The 15,921-nt window shown below is 60.6% G+C and carries 17 protein-coding genes; 3 read left to right on the top strand and 14 right to left on the bottom strand.

The window, feature by feature from the left end; all coding sequences use genetic code 11:
- Window positions 1–132 precede the first annotated feature (132 nt).
- The 5 genes from WC698_01040 to WC698_01060 form a co-directional block, all read right to left on the bottom strand.
- Window positions 133–855, bottom strand: a complete 723-nt coding sequence (locus WC698_01040; protein ID MFA6038838.1) for a TraC family protein — start codon at window positions 853–855, stop codon at window positions 133–135.
- 2 nt (window positions 856–857) lie between these two features.
- Window positions 858–1,490 (bottom strand): PrgI family protein, encoded by a 633-nt coding sequence (locus WC698_01045; GenBank protein ID MFA6038839.1) that lies wholly within the window; start codon window positions 1,488–1,490, stop codon window positions 858–860.
- A 156-nt stretch (window positions 1,491–1,646) separates the two neighbouring features.
- A complete protein-coding gene (locus tag WC698_01050; GenBank protein MFA6038840.1) occupies window positions 1,647–4,241 on the bottom strand; it encodes an ATP-dependent Clp protease ATP-binding subunit in 2,595 nt (864 codons plus the stop codon).
- 252 nt (window positions 4,242–4,493) lie between these two features.
- Window positions 4,494–5,789, bottom strand: coding sequence for an AI-2E family transporter (locus WC698_01055; GenBank protein MFA6038841.1), 1,296 nt, complete (start codon window positions 5,787–5,789; stop codon window positions 4,494–4,496).
- On the bottom strand, window positions 5,786–6,184 hold the full coding sequence (locus WC698_01060; GenBank protein ID MFA6038842.1) for a hypothetical protein: 399 nt from the start codon (window positions 6,182–6,184) through the stop codon (window positions 5,786–5,788). Before WC698_01060 ends, WC698_01055 begins: the two co-directional genes overlap by 4 nt.
- 156 nt (window positions 6,185–6,340) lie before the next feature.
- On the opposite strand from WC698_01060, the gene WC698_01065 reads away from it, so the two are divergent.
- Window positions 6,341–7,342: a tRNA-dihydrouridine synthase gene (locus WC698_01065; GenBank protein MFA6038843.1), complete on the top strand. Its 1,002-nt coding sequence runs from the start codon at window positions 6,341–6,343 to the stop codon at window positions 7,340–7,342.
- On the opposite strand, the gene WC698_01070 is transcribed toward WC698_01065, so the two are convergent.
- From WC698_01070 to WC698_01095, 6 genes are all read right to left on the bottom strand, one after another.
- Window positions 7,323–8,114, bottom strand: coding sequence for a hypothetical protein (locus WC698_01070; protein MFA6038844.1), 792 nt, complete (start codon window positions 8,112–8,114; stop codon window positions 7,323–7,325). The genes WC698_01065 and WC698_01070 overlap by 20 nt on opposite strands.
- A gap of 57 nt (window positions 8,115–8,171) precedes the next feature.
- Window positions 8,172–8,873, bottom strand: a complete 702-nt coding sequence (gene rplA / locus WC698_01075; GenBank protein MFA6038845.1) for a 50S ribosomal protein L1 — start codon at window positions 8,871–8,873, stop codon at window positions 8,172–8,174.
- Window positions 8,874–9,060: 187 nt separating this feature from the next.
- Complete coding sequence (locus tag WC698_01080) at window positions 9,061–9,666, bottom strand: hypothetical protein (protein ID MFA6038846.1); 606 nt, start codon at window positions 9,664–9,666, stop codon at window positions 9,061–9,063.
- A gap of 171 nt (window positions 9,667–9,837) precedes the next feature.
- Entirely contained in the window at window positions 9,838–10,260 is a 423-nt protein-coding gene (rplK, locus tag WC698_01085) for a 50S ribosomal protein L11 (protein MFA6038847.1), read from the bottom strand.
- Between the two features lie 52 nt (window positions 10,261–10,312).
- A complete protein-coding gene (locus WC698_01090) occupies window positions 10,313–10,888 on the bottom strand; it encodes a hypothetical protein (protein MFA6038848.1) in 576 nt (191 codons plus the stop codon).
- 36 nt (window positions 10,889–10,924) lie between these two features.
- On the bottom strand, window positions 10,925–11,983 hold the full coding sequence (locus WC698_01095) for an S-layer homology domain-containing protein (GenBank protein MFA6038849.1): 1,059 nt from the start codon (window positions 11,981–11,983) through the stop codon (window positions 10,925–10,927).
- A 23-nt stretch (window positions 11,984–12,006) separates the two neighbouring features.
- Between WC698_01095 and ruvB the strand changes: the two genes are divergently transcribed.
- A complete protein-coding gene (gene ruvB / locus WC698_01100) occupies window positions 12,007–13,056 on the top strand; it encodes a Holliday junction branch migration DNA helicase RuvB (GenBank protein MFA6038850.1) in 1,050 nt (349 codons plus the stop codon).
- A 64-nt stretch (window positions 13,057–13,120) separates the two neighbouring features.
- On the opposite strand, the gene WC698_01105 is transcribed toward ruvB, so the two are convergent.
- From WC698_01105 to WC698_01115, 3 genes are all read right to left on the bottom strand, one after another.
- Window positions 13,121–13,792 (bottom strand): hypothetical protein, encoded by a 672-nt coding sequence (locus tag WC698_01105; protein MFA6038851.1) that lies wholly within the window; start codon window positions 13,790–13,792, stop codon window positions 13,121–13,123.
- A 40-nt stretch (window positions 13,793–13,832) separates the two neighbouring features.
- Window positions 13,833–15,014 carry a glycosyltransferase gene (locus WC698_01110; GenBank protein MFA6038852.1) on the bottom strand — a complete coding sequence of 394 codons (1,182 nt, stop codon included), beginning with the start codon at window positions 15,012–15,014 and terminating at the stop codon, window positions 13,833–13,835.
- A 67-nt stretch (window positions 15,015–15,081) separates the two neighbouring features.
- Window positions 15,082–15,348 (bottom strand): hypothetical protein, encoded by a 267-nt coding sequence (locus tag WC698_01115; protein MFA6038853.1) that lies wholly within the window; start codon window positions 15,346–15,348, stop codon window positions 15,082–15,084.
- Between the two features lie 97 nt (window positions 15,349–15,445).
- Here WC698_01115 and WC698_01120 point away from each other — a divergent pair, with 97 nt between their 5' ends.
- Entirely contained in the window at window positions 15,446–15,883 is a 438-nt protein-coding gene (locus WC698_01120) for a hypothetical protein (protein MFA6038854.1), read from the top strand.
- Window positions 15,884–15,921 lie beyond the last annotated feature (38 nt).

Raw genomic sequence — 15,921 nt, forward strand, 5'->3', positions numbered from 1 at the left:
TACGAGTGGGAGAGGATGTCAAAGGAGATCCTTGAATGAAAAGGTTGTAGGGGGTAGGTCGTAGGTGGAGCAGCCTATATTCTCTTTGAGAAAATATCCTGCTCTACAACCTACCACCTACAACCTACTCCCTCACAACACAGTCTTGTCTACTTTCATCTGCCCCTCGGACGGCAGTTTTTGCTCCTGGTTGGTCTTGGGGTTGTAGATCTCGTAGTAGAGTTCGATCAGCTCCTTGGTGGTGAGTCGGCGGGAGAGCAGGCCGATGTTCTGCAGGCCGGTTTCCACAAGGTTTACGCGGTCCTTGAGCGTGGTCTGGGCCCCCGCGAAGTCCCGGTGGCGCTGGGCGATGTTCGCGGTGGAGTCATCCGGGCTCATCCAGCCGAAGAACTGTTCAATGAGGGTCTTCTGGCGGGGGTTCACGTCCACGGGGATCACCACCAGGAACCGCTTCTGCATGATGTCCGCAACGTCCACCAGCTTCTCGATGAAGTCCGCGTACCCCAAGGTCTGCTTCCGCAGGAGCTCATTCTGCTGGTCATGCGCGAGCGCGCGGAGGTGCACCAGGTACGGGTCAATGTTCATCTTGGACGACCGCACCACGATCTGGAGCGGGAAGTTGAGCGTGTTCATGAAGGATTGGTACCCCGCAATGATGCCCTGCTGCTCCGTTTCGCTCTTCAGGTTGAAGTTGAGCGCTTCCACGCCCAGCACGGCGCGCAACCCGCCGTTCTTGAGCACCACGGTGTCGTGGTGGATCTCCGCAATGGGAAGGAAGCGCTGCGTGGAACTCAGCGTGCCCTTCTTGCGCTGGCGGACGGTGTCTTTGGCCGAGGAGAATCCGGGAACGGGCATGGTCAGGGTTGGGGGGAGATGTCGCGGAAGACGCCCTTATAGGCGGAGAGGTCCTCCGGCGGTTCCGCGCCGGGAAGGTCATCCACCTGCACGCTCTTGCGGTCCACCGGACGGCTCGGCGCCTGGTGTTCGGCCGGTGCCGCCTCCGGCGGGGGCAGGCCTTCCTCCGGGGGCAGGGAGAGGGGATGGTCGAGCATGGAACTCAACTCCCGGATGCGGTTCTCCGTCTTCTGGACGGGGGCATTCCCCGCCAGGATGTTTTCCTTCCGTTTCTCCGCCTTCTCCGCTTCCAGGGCGCCTCCCGTGCGGATGTGGATGGTGAGGCCCCTTCGGGGCGTCCACACGCGCTCCGGGGGCTTGTTCATCTTCTCAATGGAGAGCAACACGATGCGGAGCAGGCTCAAATCATTCACTTTCACCAGGGCGAAAACCACCGAGACGGCGGCCGGGATCCACACGAGGACCGTGGGGACCAACCCCATCTGTCCCCCCGCGGCCTTGGCGACCAATGCGTACAGCATGTAGCTGAAGCCTCCCCCGAGCGCGATGATCAGCACCTGCTTCAGGGTCAGCGGGCCCACGATGCGGTCCTCGATGTACACGTTCTGCGGTATTTTGACGGGATCGATGGCCATGAGGTGATGTTCAGGGAAATCCAGATATTGTAGCAGAAAAGAGGGGATTGGACAATTCCTACAACGTCGTACGTATGGCGTATTTCCTCGTACGTATTATCCCTTCAAGGACATACGCAATACGTAATACTTAATACGAAATACTAACAAGTTACGTCAACCAGCGGCGACTTCTTCCTCCTGCTCCAGGGGTGCCGGCGCTTTGCCGTCCCCATGGAGGAACTCGAGGTTGTCCTTGTCCTTGCGGATCACGTGGATGGTATCGCCCTTGCGGAAGATGCCCCGCAGGATGTGTTCGGCGATTTCGCTCTCGATCCGCTCCTGCACGGTCCTCCGCACCGGCCGCGCGCCGTATTCGGGATCAAAGCCTTCCTCGGCAAGGAGGTTGATGGCCTTGGGGTCGATATCCAGGATGTAGCCCTGCTCTTTGAGGCGGTCCGTGAGCTTCTGCAGGTGCATCCGCACGATCTTGCGGATGTGCTGTTGGTTTAAGGCGTTGAAGACGATGATATGGTCCACGCGGTTGAGGAATTCCGGCCGCAGGTTGTCCTTGAGCTCCTGGATCACTTCCTGGGACTTCTCCTCGTAGGCGGCTTCTTCCCCGCGCGCCTCGTCCGCCAGCTGGAACCCGATCTTGGCCGCCTGCTTCGTGAGCTTATCGGCGCCGATGTTGGAGGTCATCACGATGATGGTGTTGGTGAAGTCCACTTGCTTGCCCTGGCCGTCCGTGAGTACGCCGTCCTCCAAAATCTGGAGCAGGACGTTGAAGAACTCGGGGTGGGCTTTCTCCACCTCGTCGAAGAGGACCACGGAGTAGGGCTTGCGCCGCACGGCTTCCGTCAGCTGTCCGCCCTCCTCGTATCCCACGTACCCCGCGGTGGCGCCGATGAGGCGGGAGACGTTATGGCGCTCCATGAACTCCGACATGTCGATCTTGATGAGCGCGTCCTCCCGGTTGAACATCTCCGCGGCGATGGCGCGCACGAGCTCGGTCTTCCCCACGCCCGTGGGGCCCAGGAAGAGGAAGGAGCCGATGGGTCTGCGCTGGTCGGAAATGCCCACGCGGCTGCGCCGGATGGCCCGCGCCACCTTCCTGAGGGCTTCGTCCTGCCCCACGATGTGCTTCTTGAGCACCAGTTCCATGTTCGTGAGGCGCTTGGCCTCGCTCTTGAGGAGCTTGGTGACGGGGATGCCCGTCATGCGGCCGATCACCTGCGCTATGTCATCCTCGGAGATCACCACGGGCGACCTGCGGTCCCCGTCCAAACTGCCCTTCATCTTCTCCAACGCCTCCCGCAGGTTCTGCTGCTCCTGCTTGAGCTTGAGCGCCTGGTGGTACTTCTGGTCGCGGACGGCATCCTGCTGCTTCTTGAGCAGGTGCTCCAGTTTCTCCTCCGTCTTGCGGATTTCCGGGTTCGTCTCCGACGCCTGCAGGCTCTTGCCCGCGGCGGCCTCGTCCAGCACGTCGATCGCCTTGTCCGGCAGGTAGCGTTCCGTGATGTAGCGCTTGCTCAGGTGTACGGCGGCCTCGATGGCCTCCGGCATGATTTCCAGCCTGTGGAAGTCCTCGAAGCTCTTCCGGAGCCCCTGGAGGATCTGGATGGCGTCCGGTACGCGCGGCTCTTGCACCAAAATGCTCTGGAAGCGGCGCTCCAGGGCGCGGTCCTTCTCCACCGTGCGGTACTCGTCGATCGTGGTGGCGCCGATCACGCGCAGCGTCCCGCGGCTGAGCGCGGGCTTGAGGATGTTGGCCGCGTCGAGCGAGCCTTCCGCCGAGCCCGCCCCCACCACCGTGTGCATCTCATCTATGAAGAGGATGATGTCGTTCTCGCTCTTGGTGGCCTCCTTGATGATGTCGTCGAAGCGCTGCTCGAATTCCCCGCGGTACTTGGTGCCCGCCACGAGCGAGCCCATGTTGAGCACCAGCAATCGCTTGCCGCGCAGCAGGTCGGGGACATTGCCCTTGGCGATGCGTTGGGCAAGCCCCTCCACGATGGCCGTCTTCCCCACGCCCGGCTCGCCGATGAGCACGGGGTTGTTCTTCGTCTTGCGGTTGAGGATGCGGATCATGCGCTCGATCTCCTCGTCGCGGCCGATGATGGGGTCGATCTTGCCCTCCTTGGTGCGCGCCACCAGGTCATCGGTGAAGTAGTCCAACACGGGCGTCTTGCTCTTGGGGTCCCCCTTGCGCCGCCGCAGCCCCTCGGGGTCCGCCATCTGCGGCTGCATGCCCACGATGGCGCCCTGCAGGCCGTGGAAGAACGCCTCCAGCGACTGCTCCAAGTTGCGGTTCTGCTGCTTGAACTGGTTGATCTGGCCGAACATCTCCTCCACGCGCAGGCGCAGGTCTTCCGGATCCACCTGCATGTTCTCCAGGATGAGCGTGGCGGCGTTCTTGCCCGTGGAAACCAGGGCGTGGAGCAGGTGCTCCGTACCCACGTTGGCGTGGCGGAACTTGTGCGCGGTCACCACGCTCTGCTCGATCACCGTGTGGAGGAAGGTGGAGAGGCCGTGCTTCACGTGCTGGCCTTCGATATTGGTGGACTTGAGCGCCTTGAGGAGGATGCGTACGTTCTCCTGCGTCACGCCGGCTCCCGTGAAGATCGAGAAGCCGAGCGACTTGGGTATGGAGAGGAGGCCGAGCAGAAGATGTTCGGTCCCGATGTACGGGCTTTTGAGGCTCTTGGCTTCCTGCTCCGCGATCTGCAATGCAAGCTTGGCGTTGGGCGTGAAGCGGTCGAACGGGTGCATGGAGAGGGGAAGGAGGGAGTGAGGAGAACTGGCAGTCTAGAATAGTGAGTGCCAGTTGTCGAAATAATTCTTAGTATTCTATCAGACGAGGGCACGAACCTTTAATGACAAGGAAGAGAAATACTCGTTCTGCTAATCATAAAGAGAATACGAAATTTATTCAAAGAATTTGGGTTGCAGATAGGAAGAGATCGAAGGGGGTTTGGAGGAAGTTAAGAATGATAGACACGCTGGGTAACCGGCCCCTGTTTTCTACCGTGTCCTCTTCATCCTCGTCTCCCGCCAATCCTCGAAGAACAGCATGAGGACGGTGGCGATGGGGATGGAGAGCATGATCCCCAGGATGGGATGGACGATGGAAGGGAAGCTGATGCCGATGAGCATGGCAAGCAGGATGACGATGGGGGAGAGGCCGATGGTGCGCTTCATCACCAGCGGAACGAGCAGGTTGCTCTCGCACCACTGGATGACGTAGTAGATGAGGGCGAGCATCACCGCCCACAGCAACCCCTGCTGCGTGAGCGCAATGACCACGGCGGGCACCGCGGCGATGAAGATGCCGATGACGGGGATGAGCTCCGTGAAGCCCGCGAGGATGGCCAGAGTGAGGGCGTAGGGCATGCGGAGGATGACGAGGGCGAGGAAGACGAGCACCGTCACGGAGAAGCACAGGAGCAGTTGGCCGCGCGTCCACTGGGCGAGTTTCCAATGGATCAGTTCCGATTTGTCATCCACGTACAGCCGCAAGCTCCACGGGAGGAAGCTGCGCACCCAGGACACGATCTTCTCCTTCTCCAGTTGCATGAAGAACGCCAGGACGAGAACGACGATGAGGTTGAGGAAGAAGTTGAGCGCGGAGCCCGCCACTTGCATCGCGAAGAGCAGGGAATCGGCGGGAACGGAGAGGTTGCGTCCCAGGGTTTGGAGGGCGTCGGCGAGGCGCTCGATGTTCATGTACGCCAGCACCGTCTTCAACAGGTCCGTAAGGCGCAGGTTCACTTCCGGCGTGAAGAGGGGGAGTTGGATGCTGGGAGCCAGGAGGAAGGCGTTGACGCGGGCGTTGAGGAAGGCGCCCAGTTGCTGGATCTGGTCCGCCACCACCGGAATGAGGGAGATGAGGAGGAAGATGGCGAGGAAGAGGGCGATGAAGTACTGGAGGAGCATGGCGACGCCCCGCGGGATGCCCATCCTTCCCAGGAGCTTGACGCCGGGATCCACGATCACCGCCACGAACACCGCCAGGAGGAAGAGGACGATCTTGTCCTGGAGGAGGTACAGCACCAGCACGCCCACGGCGATGGCCAGGATGACGAACGTCGCCTGCACCATGCCCGAAACGGAAAGATGAATGGTCACGGTGGGAACAGCCCTGTGCGGCGGGAGGCGCCGGGAAGGCTCCCCGCCCCCGTCATTCCCCCTGCCCTCCCGCGCACGGAGGAAGAGCTTCTGCGCCTTCTCCCCGATGATGCGGAGCCGCGTGAAGGCGTTGCCACGGCCGTTCGCGAACGGCGTGGCGTTGGCCGGGGATTTCTTTTTGGGGCTGCTCATGTGCCCAAGGTAATGCTGCTGATGACGAAGTTCATGATGGCGAAGACGAGGAGGGAGAAGATGAGCCCCGCGATGGCCCCCCACAGGCGCTTCTTCGCGCTATCCACGCTGGTAATGGAGGTCACGCCCAAGCTGCCGACCGCCCACTGGTACCCCGCGATCATGATCTGGACCAGGGCGAGCATCCCCACCGCTGCGAAGAGGTATTGGATCAGGTAGGCCAGCAGCACGGGAAAGCAGGCGAAATGAACTTGCCCCGTGAGGATGTTGCAGGTGACGCCGTCCACCGTGTACGGCTCGCGCGGAATGACGGTGGGCGCATCTTCCGGCAACGCCGCAGCTCCCATGGGGAGCAGGAGGAGGCCGAGGAGAAGCCACGGGCGGAGGCGGAGCATACCGGGAACAGTGTGAGTCACGGAGCCCTTGTGCGCGATAGCGCGTGGCAGTTTTCTGGTGGCCAGGGGAATTGTTCTGGTGTTCTATTGTTATATTGTTGAGCAAATACGCAGGCGCGCTTGCGGTGAGTAGAACAATATAACACTATAGCAATCGTGCTGCGCTTTTCTTGGAACACAACCGAGCGGCCGATCGTTTGCCTCGCCCCCATGGCGGGAGTGACGGATGCGTCGTACCGGCAGTTCATCAAGCGGCTGGCGCCGGACGTGATCCTCTATTCGGAATTCCTGAGCACGGATGCGCTGGCGCACGGGTCGCGGAAGACGAAGGAGATGATGCACTTCCGTCCGGAGCTGGAACGCCCGTTCATCGTCCAGGTCTTCGGCAAAAAACCGGAGCACTTCATCGAAGCCGCGCGGGTGGTGGAGCAGATGGGCGCGGACGGCGTGGACCTCAATATGGGGTGCCCCGCGGCCAAGATCGTGAGCAGCTCCCACGGTTCCGCCCTCATGAAGAATCCGGATCTCGCCGCGGAACTCGTGGCCGCAACGGTGAAGGTGGTCTCCATCCCCGTGAGCGTCAAGACGCGGTTGGGGTGGGATTCCGCGGACAGCCTTATCCCGTTCTGCCGGAAGCTTGAGGAGGCGGGCGCGGCGGCCTTCGCCGTCCACGGTCGGCGGTACACCGACAAGTTTACGGGCATGGCGGATTGGGAGCCCATCTACGAACTCAAGAAGCACGTGAGCGTGCCGGTGATCGGGAACGGGGACATCAAGTCTGCCGACGATGCGCGCGCGAAGCTCCATAATCTCGACGGCGTGATGGTCGGCCGCGGGACGTTCGGGAATCCGTGGGTCATGAAGGAGATTTGTGACGTCCTCACCCCCACCCCCCATCCCCCTCCCCCTTCGGGAGAGGGGGGGCACGCCTTTCATCCTCCTGTCACTTTTCAAGAAAGGGTCCCTTTCATCCTCGAGCACTGCCGCCTCGCGGTGGAGCTCAAGGGCGAGGAGCGGGGGATGAGGGAAATGCGGCGGCACCTCTCCGGTTACGTGAAGGGATTCCCCGGTGCGGCGGAGATGAGGGCGAAGCTGGTGAGGGTGGAGAGGTTGGAGGAAGTGGAAGAAATATTGTCTTTTAAGCAGGGAACAGGCTAATGAAATCTGTATTCCATGAGGGCCTTCTTTCATCCAAAGCACTCAACCGAATTTGATAGTTATGATCTTCCTCGAGTATGTATCTACGACCTGACAGTGATCGAAAAACAACACAATAATAATTGCCAGGATATGATATGGGTGTAGGTGAAGGATCTAGAAGCATCAATAAGGAATTTCCAACTTTAGAACCAATTCCGGAAGCCCACGTTTGTTTGCCTCCTAAAATAACTTTCCTTTGCTGTTGCGGTGCTGCATTTATTTGTTGAATGACTTGGGCGAATGCTTTTCTATCGTGAAAATGTACAATGTGAAATTTTCCATCTTTTAGCAGATAGCCTTCAACATTTGTAATAATTGAATCAGGCAAAACAATGATTCCTAACGAACGTTCGAGCATTTGGTTTGCCTCTGCCAGATCAAGGTTTATGACTGGTTGTTTAAACAAGCATGAATCCCAATTGAAAGCAGTACCATCTTTGTCGGGATCGCCACACATGCGTGTTATCCGTGGTACAAGGTTAGACTCTGCCTGACGAATAGCATCTCGATGCTGTCTAACAGCTACTGTAATGACGGCAAGACCCCCAAGAGCCATGGCAAGATCTTCAAATGTTCTCGGAATCAATTGAATTCTCACACTGAAGAAAACATGCAATATCCAGAGTAATAGTTCTATGATTATAGAAAGTGTAAGGAGGTATGTGACCCACCAATATTTGTGATACCAGAGGAATATCCGGTCGAAGAGTCGGTTGGCAAATAACTTCACAACAAAATGATACATGTTCAAAGAAATAGATGACAAGATGACTATTTAGAACAAACATCACGCCTGCACCTTCACCCCCGGCCCCATCGTGGGGGAGATGGAGATGGAACCGATGTATTCGCCCTTGATGCCCGAAGGCTTGGCTTCCTGGATGGCCTGGAGCACGGTGTTGAGGTTCTCTTCCAGCTTCTTGGCGCCGAAGGAGAGCTTGCCGAAGACGGAGTGAATAATGCCCTGCTTGTCCATGCGGCACTCGATGCGGCCTTTCTTGAGCTCCTCCACCGCTTTCCCTATGGCATCCGTCACCGTCCCCGCCTTGGGTGAAGGCATGAGGCCTTTCTGGCCCAGGATCTTGGCCACCTTCCCCAGGTCCTTCATGATGCGGGGCATGGCCACGGCGATGTCGAAGTTGATCTTGCCGTCCTGGACGTCCTTGATCAGGTCCTCGTTGCCCACAATGTCGGCGCCCGCCTTCTTGGCTTCATCAATCTTGTCGTCCGTCACGAAGGCTGCCACGCGTACGGCCTTGCCCGTGCCGTGCGGCAGGGCAACGGTGGTGCGCACCAGCTGGTCGGCCTGCGTGGTATCCGCCAGGATGCGGATGTGCAGTTCCGCCGAGGCGTCGAACTTGGTCGTGGAGAGCTGTGTCAAAAGTTCCACCGCCTCGGGGACGGGGTAGGACTTCTTGGTGACCAATGCTTTCTTTTCGGCGTACTTCTTGCCTCGGCGCCGGGCGAGGGGACTCCTTTTGGAGGTCATGGAAATGGGGGGAACGTGGTACAAGTGTCGTGATGAGACTCCCACGAAGTGCGGTGATTGTGCATGAAAAACTTGCAGTCCGCAAGAGGGGTAGGGAGGAGGATTCCGATGTTGCCGACGACTCCGAGGATTGTCAGGAAGAAGCCCAATTCTGCATATCATTCGTTCGTCGACAGGCTCGGCATCCTCACTTCTTCCTCTTCTTCATCAGGGGCTCCAGGGACGGCAGGGAGAAGGAGGGGGCGGCATCCGCGTGGTGGATCTTCCGCACGCTCCAGGCGAGGAAAATGCCGTAGAGGAAAATGACGAGGGGGTTCACCCACCAGCGGGGCGCCATGCCCACCGGTTGGTAGACCAGGTAGGAGAGCAGGGTATAGCCGCCCAGGAACCCGCTGGCGATGCCGATGAACTTGAGGGTGAAACGGTAGAGAAGGAGGGGGATCGTCTTGGATGCGGGGTCGATTGCCCGGAGGCGGTGCTCGCTGCGCAGGAAGATGATGCCGCCGAAGCCGAACACCATGAGGAAGACGAGGTAGGTGAAGGGGGGAAAGTCCACGCCGGCGAACACGCCGATCACCGCGGCCAGGCCGCTCATCGTCATCAGTACGGCGCCGAAGAATTGCAGGAGCACATGGAAAACAGCCCTCGCCACTTCCTCCGGCTGCGCACGGTCCGCCAGCAGCGCGGTGATGAGCACCGGAACGTACACGGCCATCACGACGAGCGCGAACAGAGCGGCGTATCCCACGAGCTCAAGGTTCGCGGGGCTGTTCGATGACAGGACGGGGAACATAGGTCAGAGGAAAGAGCGGAAGATAGCGTACGTTTTCGCCACCCTGACTGCACGTTAATCCCATTGCTACGGGGAATGAATAAATGAGAAATGCAAAATGCAAAATGACGGAAATGTATCGTCACGTTCAATCAAGATTGTCATCTCAGATTTCCCATTGTGCATTTCTCATTACTCAATCGTCACTCCCATGCTCCGCGCCGAACCGGCGATGATCTTCTCCGCCGCTTCGATGCTCCCGGCGTTGAGGTCCGGCATCTTGGTCTCCGCGATCTTCCGCAGCTGCGCCTTGGTGATCTTGCCCACTTTGTTCTTGTTCGGCTCGCCGCTGCCCTGCTCCAGCTTGGCGGCCTCCAGGATGAGCGCCGTAGCGGGGGGTTGCTTGACCACGAAGGAGAAGGTGCGATCCTCGTAGACCGTGATCACCACCGGCAGAAGCTTCCCCATTTGCCCTTTGGTCTTCTCGTTGAACTTGGTGCAGAAACCGCTGATATCCACGCCCGCCTGCCCCAGGGCAGGTCCCAACGGCGGGGCGGGGTTCGCCTGCCCGCCTCTGGCTTGCACTTTGATGACTTTCTTAATGGCTTTAGCCATAGCGGGGGGACTGTACAGAAAGGACGGAGCGTGTGCAAGTTGTTCTTGGTCCTTACTTCGACAGCTCCGTGAGCAACGCCGCGATGTCCGCATCCTTCCCCTCCGCCACGTGGAATTCGAACAGCCGCTCTCGCACGCGGAGGAAGACGATGCGCTCCGGGGCGATGGCGGGATCGCGGAACGTGAGGAAGTTCACCACGGGCTTCTGCGGCGCGGAGAACGTCTCGTCCTTCAGCTCCGTCATCCCGGGGGAGAAGGAGGCGTGAAGCGCTTCCTTGATGGCATTGAAGTAGGTCTTCACATCGGGGCTTTCGATCCACGAGGCCCAGGCCAGGCGGTCCTCCTCCCGCAGGAGCACCGCGCTCTTCACGTTCTGCGGTTCGGGGACGATGCGCGCGATCAATCCCGTTTCCCGCGCCGTCGCCGTTTCCATGCGGAGGGAGGAGAGGATCTGTTCCACGCTCGGGCCCGTCTGCTTGGGCACGCCTTGTCCGCTCGCCACCGGGGGTTGGAGGTTGGCGGGGAGGGAAGAAGGGAGTGCGGGGGAGGTTATCACGGCGTCCGCAACGGCCAACGCCAAGAGGACGGCCGTGAAGCCGAGGGCGGTGAGGAGGGGGGTGCGGCGCACGGCGGGAGTATAGCACAGCGGCCGCTCGCCCCCGTCTCACCAGGGTACGGGCAGGTACACGTACACCAGGCTCCCGTTGTTCTTCGTATTCTCTTCTTCGCGGGAGGTGGCGGCCGTGGAAGTGAAGGTGACGGAACCGCTCATGGTGGAGGGGAGGGAGAACAGCACACGGACCTCCTTGTGCAGCGTGAGGGAAGAACACGTCACGCCGTTCCCCGAGCCTTCGCACTCTTCGGATGTACCCGGCCCCTCGACGTACGAGGCGCCGGAAGGCGCGGTGATGGCCAGGGAAATATCCCCTTCCTCCGCGCTGGATCCGCTCTCCCTCACGCAGGTGGAGTAGAGCAGCCGCCATCCCCATGACTCACCTTCCGTTTGGGTCCACAGGGAAATGACGGGAGGGCAAGGAGAAACGTCACTCAACGCCGCCGTGGCGGCAGGCGTGGAGGAGGGGGCGGAAGACGAGGAGGGGGGCGTGACGGGCGTTTCCGTTGCCGGCACCGCAGTCACATACTCCAGACGGTAGAGGATTTCGGCCACTTCGCCGCGCGTGAGCAATTGGTCGGGGTCCCGGACGGAAGCGGGGAGCGTCCGCAGGAGGTAGAGCGCCGTGACGTACGGCTTGTACCATGCCTCTTCCTCCCATTCCGTGTATGCGATGCTGCGGGCTTGCACCAGCATCTTCGCCGCTTCCGCGAGCGTCACGGTCTGTGCGCCACGGAACGTGCCGTCGGGGAACCCCTCAATGATGCCCGCGCGGTAGGCTTTGCAGAGGTCCTTGTAGAACCAGAACGAGGGGGTGATATCGCTGAAGGGGGATGTGGGGCAGGAAGCGGAATAGATGGGCGACGGCATGGTGCGAATGAGCAGCCGCACGAACTCCGCCCTGTTTACCGGCTGTTCGGGGCGGAACGAGCCGTCCTCGTATCCCTGCGCATACCCTCCCTCCGTGAGCCAATCGATGGATGCCATGCTGGGGTGATCTTCGGGGACATCGTCGAAGAAGGCCGCGCCGGCGGGCGGCGAGAAGCGCCAAACCGTCCCTCCCACAAGACCCGCGAGGACGAAGACCGTGGCAATAGTAGTGCGCTGCACGGCGATGAGTGTACCATATTTCCATGGCGCTCGACCGCCCCAAAGCATCCCGCCCCGTGGAACCCTCTTCCCTCCCGCAGGAGGCAGGAGCCGTGGATGCGGCGCTCCGCCCCAAGCGGCTTGCGGAGTACGTGGGGCAGGGCAAGGTGAAGGGACATCTCCTCATGCACATCCAGGCGGCCAAGGCGCGCAAGGAGTCCCTGGGACACACGCTCCTCTACGGGCCTCCGGGTTTGGGCAAGACCACGCTGGCGCACATCCTGGCGCGCGAGATGGGCGCGCAGATCCGCATTACGAGCGGGCCGGCGCTGGAGAAGCCGGGGGACCTGGCCTCCCTCCTCACCAACCTCCAGGAGGGGGACGTGTTCTTCATCGACGAAGTCCACCGCCTGCGCCCCGTGGTGGAGGAAATGCTCTACGCCGCCATGGAGGATTTCGCCTTGGACTTGGTGATCGGCAAGGGGCCCACCGCCCGGTCCATGCGCCTGCAGATCAAGCCGTTCACGCTCATCGGCGCCACGACCAAAATCGGCGCCATCAGCGCCCCCCTCCGTGACCGCTTCCTCCACCAGTTCAAGCTGGACTTCTACAACCTGCCGGAAATGCAGCAGATCGTGGAGCGTTCCGCCGGCCTCCTCCGGGCGCCCCTGGAGGACCGCGCGGCGCACCGCATCGCCCGCTCCAGCCGCGCCACTCCCCGCATCGCCAACAGGCTCCTGCGCGCCGTGCGCGACTACGCCCAGGTGCGGCGGCAGGGGAGGCTGGACGTGACGGTGGTGGAGGAGACGCTGCAGGCGTTGGACATCGACGATGACGGGCTGGACGCCACCGACCGGCGCATCCTGGAGACCATCGTGGATACCTTCGGGGGAGGTCCCGTGGGCCTCTCCACCATCGCAGCCGTCCTGGCGGATGAGGAGCAGACGGTGGAGGACGTGTACGAGCCGTTCCTGCTCCAGCAGGGCTTCCTCCAGCGCACCCCCAAGGGACGCATGGCCACCCGCAAAGCGTACGAAAAGCTGGGGAGGGAGATCCCGAAGGGCGCACAGGCATCCCTCTTTTCCGGAGCGTGAGAGGGTACACAAATGTGTACACAATGAACACCCATGCCAAGCAGCGGTTCGGCCTCCCGATCCGTCAATCCACGAAGTCCACGGAACCGATCATCTGCCGGAACATCTGCGCGTAGCGGTCCAACGATGCGGGCGAGGATGCCAGGGACCACACGAACGCTCTGCCCTCCCTCAGCAGCCAGATCTGTTCGAAGGCGACCGTGGTCTCGCCGTCCAGGCTTCCCGTAAACGCAACGCGGTGCGCGGGCATGCCGTCGATGAGGAGCGAGTGCGAGGCCAGGAGGGTGTAATCGGTGAAGATGTCCCGTTCATTCTCCAACGCAGCCGCGGTGTATTCCTCCAGGGTGAGGCGCGGGGCGCTCAGCTCTTCTACCAGCAGGTTGATGTTCTCCTGCGCCTCGTCCTTCTCCGCTTCCAAGGGGGAGACGAAGAGGATGATGGTCTTCAGGGTGCCGGCGCCCTCCTGCATCACGTTCTGCATCTTCCATCCCTTGGGGTACCGAAGGGAGAACCCGTACCGGTTGTTGCGGTAGACCTGCTGCAGAGCCGCGGTGTAGAGGAAGCGCGTCTGCTGCATCTGGTCCCGGCGCCGTTGTTCCGCGGAAGCGCGGATGGCGCGCGGGCTCATCCTCTGGACCGTGGGAGCGTTGAGGGGAGAGGCGCGACGTTGTGTTCCGCCGTCCTCTGCGGGTTGGCGGAGCGAAAGGGAGAGGGCCAGGAGGAGGGCGACGCGCATGGACGGCATCCTATCTGCCTATTGCCGACGTGTACAACCGTCAATTCTGACCCAGGAGCGCTTGCGCTTCCTGCAGAATAGCCGCTTCAAACCGGGGCCGAGAAAAGTCCCTGGCGCGTGCTTTACACAGGTCCGGGGAGAAGACCATCTTGGGGAACCGCTCCATGACCGCAGCCAGCGACGTTTCCACGGGTTCCTCGAAGAACGCCGCTGTGCGCGCGTCCAGGGTTTCCTTCGCCCCGCCGCTTGCGAACGCGATCACGGGCGTGCCGCACGCCAGGGATTCCAGCGGCACCAGGCCGAAATCCTCATCCCCCGGGAACAGGGTGGCCGTGGCCCCCGCGTAGAGGCCGCGCAGTTCTTCCTGCGTCCGGTACCCCAGGAACTCCACCGTGGGTCCCGCCAGGGATTCCAGGCGCTTGCGGTCCGGTCCTTCCCCGGCGATCTTGAGCGGAACCTGCAAGCGGTTCGCAGCCTTTACGGCGAGATCAATGCGCTTGTAGGGGACGAGGGTGGAAGCAACGAAATAGTAGGGAGTGTTCTTCGTCGAAAGAGCATCGGAGAAGGAAGGAGGACTTAAGACAGAGGACTTAGGACTTGATTGTTCGAGCCAAAAATCATCAATCGGCGGATAGAGGACGGTGCTCTCGCGGCGCCAGTAGGCATTGATGCGGCCCTGTACCGTCCTGGAGGCGGCGAGGAGGCGGTCGGGCCGGTCGGCGGCTTCCGCATCCCACACCCGGAGCTTGTGGAAAGCGCGGGAGAGGTACGCGCGCCTGAGGAGGCCCGGGAGCCCGTTCCCCGCGCGGTCCATCACGTCGTGCGTGCGGTCCCACAGGTAGCGGGCGGGGGAGTGGACGTAGCAGAGGTGCTTGGGCCTGCCGTTGGTGAGGATGCCGTGGGCGAAGGCGGAGGAAGAGGAGAGGACCAGGTCGAAGCCCGAAAAGTCCCATTCCTCCACGGCGCGGGGGAATCTCTTCAAATAGAGGTGATGATTGAATGCACGATTGAAAATGGAAAATGGAAAATGATTGAGGCGCTCCGCAGAGCGTTGGAGCCGGCTCGTCCTTATCCGTTCCTTGGGGAACCAATCGCCCAGCTTCTTCTCGTCGTAGAGCAGGGTGTAGATGGGGGCGTCGGGGAACAGTGCCGCGAACACGCGCAGCACCTTCTCGGCGCCGCCTCTCATGGTCAGGAGTTCATGGACGAGCGCGACTTTCATCGGCGACAGGATAGCGGAGAAAGCCGCGGCGCGGACCGCGAAGTTCCGGGCGTCGTGAGAGGGGGAATCATGCCACGCGCGCCGCTTCCCCTTCCTGCTTCTTGCGGGCCTCATCCTCCCTTCTCCTGATCGTATACTCCTGGAGTATGCCCTTGAGGTACAGGCGCCCTTCTTCCCTCCCGCTCTTGATTGTATCAATGACGTCGTTGACACTGATATTGCGTCCTTCACTGCTTTCAAAGAATGGCCCCGATCTGACAGTTTCTTTCTTGAACCAATCGAGTAATTGATCTTGCTGTTCGGGGGTCAACGGAGGTAATTCGATCGTGTGCATAGTGGTATGGTACTAAGAAAATAGAAAAAGGGAAGAGTGAGAACAGCGGCTCAACGAAGGGGATTGCTAAGGATATAGAATATGTTATTGTCATTCCATGGACCATGAACAGCAGCGTGAGATCATGGAATGCATCGGGAAGATCGAGCGGGCGAAGGAGCAGCATCCCGAGCACTGGGATGCGGCGGTGGAAGAAGCACGCGAACGAATGGGCGCCCTCTTGCGAACCGATGGGGCGGAAGGCAACGACCCGGAATTGGCAAGGCTCTCCGATGCCATGAGGAAGCATGCGGAGGCGCAACAGCACATCATCTGTGTGACGCCCCAAGGGTATTTCCGTGATGTGTATTATTTCATCGGCAAAATTCGCAACGCAAGAAAACAAAGTCGCGAACACTGGGAAGCGGCGGTCGTGGAAGCCCGCGACTACTACGGGAATATCTTCTACGGGGATGTGATGGACGGCATTCCGCTTGCGCTCAAATTGCTCGAAGCCGAAATCAATGAGTACGAGGAGTGGAGGGACTATCAATAGGACACCATTCTGCGGCCACAGAGAAAAGGCGAGCCCCG

The organism is Candidatus Peribacteraceae bacterium (genome assembly GCA_041661065.1).
Lineage (GTDB): Bacteria > Patescibacteriota > Gracilibacteria > Peribacterales > Peribacteraceae > CAIKAD01.

Excerpts from the sequence above, each read along its gene's own strand:
- WC698_01060 (MFA6038842.1), bottom strand. The coding sequence starts at position 6,184 with ATGCTCCGCCTCCGCCCGTGGCTTCTCCTCGGCCTCCTCCTGCTCCCC.
- rplK (MFA6038847.1), bottom strand. The coding sequence starts at position 10,260 with ATGGCTAAAGCCATTAAGAAAGTCATCAAAGTGCAAGCCAGAGGCGGG.
- WC698_01040 (MFA6038838.1), bottom strand. The coding sequence starts at position 855 with ATGCCCGTTCCCGGATTCTCCTCGGCCAAAGACACCGTCCGCCAGCGC.
- WC698_01080 (MFA6038846.1), bottom strand. The coding sequence starts at position 9,666 with ATGTTCCCCGTCCTGTCATCGAACAGCCCCGCGAACCTTGAGCTCGTG.
- WC698_01055 (MFA6038841.1), bottom strand. The coding sequence starts at position 5,789 with ATGAGCAGCCCCAAAAAGAAATCCCCGGCCAACGCCACGCCGTTCGCG.
- WC698_01115 (MFA6038853.1), bottom strand. The coding sequence starts at position 15,348 with ATGCACACGATCGAATTACCTCCGTTGACCCCCGAACAGCAAGATCAA.
- WC698_01045 (MFA6038839.1), bottom strand. The coding sequence starts at position 1,490 with ATGGCCATCGATCCCGTCAAAATACCGCAGAACGTGTACATCGAGGAC.
- WC698_01120 (MFA6038854.1), top strand. The coding sequence starts at position 15,446 with ATGGACCATGAACAGCAGCGTGAGATCATGGAATGCATCGGGAAGATC.
- ruvB (MFA6038850.1), top strand. The coding sequence starts at position 12,007 with ATGGCGCTCGACCGCCCCAAAGCATCCCGCCCCGTGGAACCCTCTTCC.
- WC698_01050 (MFA6038840.1), bottom strand. The coding sequence starts at position 4,241 with ATGCACCCGTTCGACCGCTTCACGCCCAACGCCAAGCTTGCATTGCAG.
- rplA (MFA6038845.1), bottom strand. The coding sequence starts at position 8,873 with ATGACCTCCAAAAGGAGTCCCCTCGCCCGGCGCCGAGGCAAGAAGTAC.
- WC698_01105 (MFA6038851.1), bottom strand. The coding sequence starts at position 13,792 with ATGCGCGTCGCCCTCCTCCTGGCCCTCTCCCTTTCGCTCCGCCAACCC.
- WC698_01110 (MFA6038852.1), bottom strand. The coding sequence starts at position 15,014 with ATGAAAGTCGCGCTCGTCCATGAACTCCTGACCATGAGAGGCGGCGCC.